The 5,232-nt window shown below is 70.5% G+C and carries 5 protein-coding genes; 3 read left to right on the top strand and 2 right to left on the bottom strand.

Annotation, left to right across the window (positions count from 1 at the left end; all coding sequences use genetic code 11):
* Positions 1–648 (bottom strand): TetR/AcrR family transcriptional regulator (locus G6030_RS12005; RefSeq protein WP_182643279.1); only part of this gene is annotated, 648 nt, incomplete at its 3' end.
* A 121-nt stretch (positions 649–769) separates the two neighbouring features.
* Between G6030_RS12005 and ppk2 the strand changes: the two genes are divergently transcribed.
* The 3 genes from ppk2 to G6030_RS11990 all read left to right on the top strand — a co-directional run bounded on the left by ppk2 (position 770) and on the right by G6030_RS11990 (position 3,942).
* On the top strand, positions 770–1,630 hold the full coding sequence (gene ppk2, locus G6030_RS12000) for a polyphosphate kinase 2 (protein ID WP_182643278.1): 861 nt from the start codon (positions 770–772) through the stop codon (positions 1,628–1,630).
* 83 nt (positions 1,631–1,713) lie between these two features.
* Positions 1,714–2,757, top strand: a complete 1,044-nt coding sequence (locus G6030_RS11995) for an enoyl-CoA hydratase/isomerase family protein (protein WP_182643277.1) — start codon at positions 1,714–1,716, stop codon at positions 2,755–2,757.
* Positions 2,758–2,811: 54 nt separating this feature from the next.
* On the top strand, positions 2,812–3,942 hold the full coding sequence (locus G6030_RS11990) for an AI-2E family transporter (RefSeq protein ID WP_182643276.1): 1,131 nt from the start codon (positions 2,812–2,814) through the stop codon (positions 3,940–3,942).
* On the opposite strand, the gene G6030_RS11985 is transcribed toward G6030_RS11990, so the two are convergent.
* On the bottom strand, positions 3,939–5,232 hold a 1,294-nt coding region (locus G6030_RS11985; protein ID WP_182643275.1), incomplete at its 5' end, for a serine hydrolase domain-containing protein. The genes G6030_RS11990 and G6030_RS11985 overlap by 4 nt on opposite strands.

Genomic DNA, 5,232 nt, shown 5'->3' with positions numbered 1-5,232 from the left:
CGACCCCGCTCCGCCCGACCCCGCTCCGCCCGACCCCGCTCCGCCCGGCCCGGCGCCCCACGCCGCACCATCCCGGCCGACGCCGTCCGACCCCGCCTTCGTGAACGTCTGCATCAGCGGCGCGAGCCAGGTGGTGAGGAAGGCGCGCAGGTCGTCGTCGGAACGGGCGGCGGGCGAGTCGAGACACAGGACCGACCATCCGACGTGGATGCCGACATCGGTGACGAAACCCAGCCTCCCGGCCAGCTCGGGGAAGCGCTCGGCGGCGGGGGCGAGGAGCGCCATGCAGTACTCATGCGTGCGGGCGGCCGCGCCCGGGTCCGACACGGGGTCGGTGCCCCCGCCCACCGCGAGCACGCGCAGGAGCGGGTCACCGAGAATTCGGTTGCGGCCCTCCACCGCGGTCCCCACGATCAGCTCGAGCGGCGAGTCCGAGTTGTTCAGCAGGTCCGCGAAGGCGCCGGTCATCATGGTGAGCCGCTCGGCGACTGCCTGGGAGACGAGTTCCTCGCGGGAGCCGAAGATGGAGTAGATGGTCTGGCGGCTGACATTCGCCTGCTTGGCGACCGCCGCGATCGTGACGCCGCCGAAGCCGGCCCGCCCGATCACTTCTCGGGCGGCCTCGAGGATCGAGTCACGGGACCGCATCTTCTTACCTTAGAAGACAAAGTCGACGTCGCGTCGCACGATTCGGTCGAGGGACCTCTCGGCGTCGATCGGCTCGGTGAATCGGGTGGCCGGGTGGCCACGGGTCCGTAGGATCGTGCCCATGAGCGACAAGAAGTCGTCGGGCAAGGGCGGCGCCAAGAAGAAGGACCGGCTGCCGAGCGGGCTGGAGAAGCTACCGAAGAAGGCCTACGAGTCCGAGCTGAAGCGGCTGCAGGCCGAGCTGGTCGAGATGCAGGCGTGGCTGCGCGAGACCGGCAACCGGCTGGTGGTCGTGTTCGAGGGCCGCGACGCCGCGGGCAAGGGGTCGGCGATCAAGCGCATCACCCAGTACCTCAACCCCAGGCACGCCCGGGTGGTTGCGTTGCCCGCACCGACGGAGGTGCAGCGGACCCAGTGGTACTTCCAGCGCTACATCGAGCACATGCCGGCGGCCGGGGAGATCGTGATCTTCGACCGGTCCTGGTACAACCGGGCCGGCGTCGAGCGGGTGATGGGCTTCTGCACGACCGACGAGTACCGGCGTTTCCTCCACCAGGCCCCGATCTTCGAGCGGCTGCTGGTCGAGGACGGGATCATGCTGCGCAAGTACTGGTTCTCTGTGTCCGACGAGGAGCAGGAGCGCCGCTTCCGCTCGCGCCACGAGGACCCGATGCGTCGCTGGAAGCTCTCGCCGATGGACCTCGAGTCCATCACGCGGTGGGAGGAGTACAGCCGGGCGAAGGACGAGATGTTCATCCACACCGACATCCCCGAGGCCCCGTGGTTCACCGTCGAGTCGGAGGACAAGAAGCGGTCGCGGATCAACGTCATCTCGCACCTGCTGTCCACGGTGCCGTGGGAGCAGCTCGACCCGCCGAAGCTGGAGATCCCCGAGCGGCCGGAGGGCATGGGCTACGAGCGCCCGCCGCGTGAGGAGTTCAAGTACGTCCCCGACGTGGCCGCGCGTCTGCTGAAGGGGTGAGGTCGCCGGGGCGTGGGGGGCATTGAGGTAGGAGTTCCTAGTATCTGCGGGTCGGTCGGCGCGCGGCCTGACACACTGGGGCCATGAGTGAATACGTCATCTCCCGGCGCGAAGGCCGGATGCAGCACATCGTCCTGGACCGCCCCAAGGCCCTGAACTCGCTGGATCTGCCCATGTGTAGGGCGCTGCACACGGCGCTCGACGAGGCCGCGCATGATCCGGGTGTGGAGGCCGTGGTCACCACCAGCACGTCCGAGAAGGCGTTCTGCGCGGGCGGTGACATCCGAGCGCTGCGGGACGCGGCGGCGTCGGGGGATCACGCGGCCAACCGGGAGTTCTTCTCGGAGGAGTACGAGATGGATCTGGCGTACCACACGCACCGCGTGCCGACGGTGGCCGTCATCCACGGCGTGGCGATGGGCGGCGGCCTGGGCATCTCGATCAACGGCTCGCACCGCGTGGTCACCAAGAAGGTCATGATGGCGATGCCGGAGACCGCGATCGGCTTCATCCCCGACGTCGGCGCGAGCCACTTCCTGCCGCGCCTGTGCGGCGGCGGCGCGCGCGGCCTGGCGGTGGCGATCTACCTGGGCACGACGGGCGTGCGGATGAACTCCGCCGACGCCCTCTACACCGGTCTAGCGACGGACCTGATCGACGACGACGAGCGCAACGCCTTCGTCGACGCCATCGGTGCGAATGGTCTGCAGGAGGCGCTCCGGAGGTTCGGTCTCGAGCGCTCCGCAGCGGGGGAGTCGGCTGTCGAGGCGCGGATCGAGCGGATCGAGGACGTCTTCTCCCGCGGGACCGCGCAGGAGATGATCGCGGCACTGGAGTCCGGCGAGCAGGACGAGTGGGCCACGGAGACGCTCGGCATGCTGCGCTCGCACTGCCCCACGTCGATCGTGGCGACCATCGAGCTGCTGCGTGCCGGCGCCGAGGCCGCGGACCTGCGGGAGTGCCTGGACAATGAGCTGGCGTTGGGCGCGTGGATCACCGCCCGCCCGGACTTCGTCGAGGGTGTGCGCGCCGTGGTGATCGACAAGGACCGCAACCCCAGCTGGGATCCCGCGGATCTCGACGCGGTGGACGTCGACGGGATCCGGGCGGCGCTGGCCGGGAGCTGACGGGTCTACTCTGGGCGGCGTCCGGCGCGCTGGGCGCCGCCCACGAGGAGGACCATGACCACGACCGGTGACGGCCCCGCGACGTCAGCACCTCACGAGGAGCCCAAGGGGTGGGGCATCGCGGGCGTGACCGTCGTGTCGGTCGCCGCCGCGGTCGTGGTCTTGTGGGGGATAGCGGAGCACTCGAGCATCCTCATGCCCGCGTTCCTGGCGCTGAACCTGGTCATCGCCGCCCAGCCCCTGCAGCGGCTGCTGCAGCGGGCAGGGCTGCCCCGCTGGGGGGCGATGATCATCGTCCTGCTGGTGCTCTACCTGCTGCTGGCCGCGCTGGTCGGGATGCTCGTGTGGGCGTTGTGGGTCGCCGCGGAGGAGATCCCGCAGTATCAGGACAAGTTCGTCGCCCTCTACGAGCAGAGCCTCGAGCTGCTCGGCGGGTTCGGCGTGAGCCAGGACCAGGTCGCGTCGAGCCTGCAGGGCGTCCTGGACCCGGGGACCATCATCGGCACGGTCCAGAACGTCGCAGGCCAACTGTCCGCAGCCGGCGGTCAGCTCACCGTCCTGATCATCGCGCTGACCTTCCTCGTGTTCGACATCCCCGGCATCTTCCGCCGCCGGGCGGCGATCGCCCGCCAGCGGCCCCGGTTGGCCGACGCCCTGGGCTCGTTCACCGACGGGGTGAAGTCGTACTGGATCGTCTCGACCGTCTTCGGGCTGATCGTCGCGGTGATGGACGCGGTCGCCCTGTGGATCCTCGGGGTACCGCTCGCCCTGGTGTGGGGCGTGCTCGCCTTCGTCACCAACTACATCCCCAACATCGGCTTCGTTCTGGGCCTCGTGCCGCCGGCGCTGTTCGCGCTGCTCACCGGCGGGCCGGGCGATGCGATCTGGGTGGTGGTGATCTACAGCGCCATCAACCTCGTCATGCAGAGCTTCATCCAGCCCAAGTTCACCGGCGACGCCGTCGGGCTCACGCCGACCGTGACGTTCCTGTCGTTGGTCTTCTGGTCGGCGGTCGCCGGGCCGCTCGGTGCGATCCTCGCGGTCCCGCTCACGCTGATGGTCAAGGCGTTCCTCGTGGACGCGGACCCGCGGATGGGGTGGTTCTCGACGTTCCTCACGACACCGGACGCGGACGGCCGGCGGGGGAGGCGCCGCGCGGAGAGGCTGGACGCGTCGGCGAACTAGTCGGCGGCGTCGTCGGCGTCGACGCGTGTGAAGGTGCCCAGCCCGTTGGCGTCGAGCAACTCCACCGTGACGGTGTCGCCCTCGAAGGTGACACTGCCCCGGGACCCGCGCGGCCAGTTCTCGCCCACCGGGCTCACGGCGAACGTGTCCCCGTCCCAGTGCTCGAGCGGCCAGACCAGCGGCCCCGGGCCCACCGCCAGCGCGAGCTCGGCGCCCGAGGGCCCGGAGTCCGAGGACTCGGCGTCCGAGGACTGGTCGTTCGAAGATTCGGCGTCCGAGGACTCGTCGGCCACCGTGCGCCGGACCTCGATCTCCCCGAAGTAGTCATTGCGGTAGACGCCCAGCAGCTCCTCGGCGGGCCGGGGCGGCGCCGGCGCGGACGGCTGGCGCGTGGAGACCAGATCGCCCACCGGGTCGAGCAGCGGGCCGAACTGCTCGGTGTAGAGCTCGCGCCACTCCAGCGCCGGGTCCCCGTACTGCGCGTAGTCGGCGAACCGGGCGTTGATCGTCTCCGCCACCCCCGTCGGCGCGGCGTTGGTCAGGGTGATGATGCCGAGATCCAGGGACGGCATCATGAGCATCGCCGTCCCCGCGCCGAGCGCGAACGCCCCCGAGTGGCTCCACTGGACGCGGCCCGAGGAACTCGTGCCGATGTTGAAGCCGTAGCCATAGCTCCCGGTGCGGTCCGCCGCGGCCTGCGGGGGCGCGGACACGGACTGCGGGGTCAGAGCCTCCCTGAGTGCCTCGGAGGGGACCACCTGTGCGCCACCGGGGCCCTTGCCGTCGTCAAGGACCATGGACATCCACCGCGCCATGTCCGTCACCGACGAGCTCAGGCCCCCCGCCGGGGCCTGGGCGTCGGGGTCACGCGCGGGGTCCGCCGGGATCCACTCGCCGGACGACTCGCCCGACTCGGCGGCCGGCGCACGCACATGACCCACGGCGCGGTTGCCGCGGTCGAGTAGCTCCTCGTAACTGAACGAGGTGTCCGACATGCCGAGGGGATCGAAGAGACGCTCGCGGCCCAGCTCGGCCCACGGGGTGCCCGCCGCCGCGGCGACGGACTCGGCCCCCGCGGTGAGCCCGAAGTTGGTGTACGCGTACGACGTCCGGAACGGCTCGAGGGGCAGGTGACGCAGGCCGTGCAGGATCGCGGGCCGCTCGTAGCCGAGGTCTTCGAGGTCGTCGCCCGCGTGCTCGGGCAGCCCCGAGCGGTGCGCGAACATGTCGCCCACGGTGACCTCCTCCGTCACCCGGGGGTCGGAGAGCGCGAACCACGGCAGGTGCTCG

This window comes from Dietzia sp. E1 (genome assembly GCF_014145015.1).
GTDB classification, from domain to species: domain Bacteria; phylum Actinomycetota; class Actinomycetes; order Mycobacteriales; family Mycobacteriaceae; genus Dietzia; species Dietzia cinnamea_A.
Note: the sequence above shows the minus strand (reverse complement) of the source record. Positions and strands in the feature narration are given on the sequence as shown.

Excerpts from the sequence above, each read along its gene's own strand:
- ppk2 (WP_182643278.1), top strand. The coding sequence starts at position 770 with ATGAGCGACAAGAAGTCGTCGGGCAAGGGCGGCGCCAAGAAGAAGGAC.
- G6030_RS11995 (WP_182643277.1), top strand. The coding sequence starts at position 1,714 with ATGAGTGAATACGTCATCTCCCGGCGCGAAGGCCGGATGCAGCACATC.
- G6030_RS11990 (WP_182643276.1), top strand. The coding sequence starts at position 2,812 with ATGACCACGACCGGTGACGGCCCCGCGACGTCAGCACCTCACGAGGAG.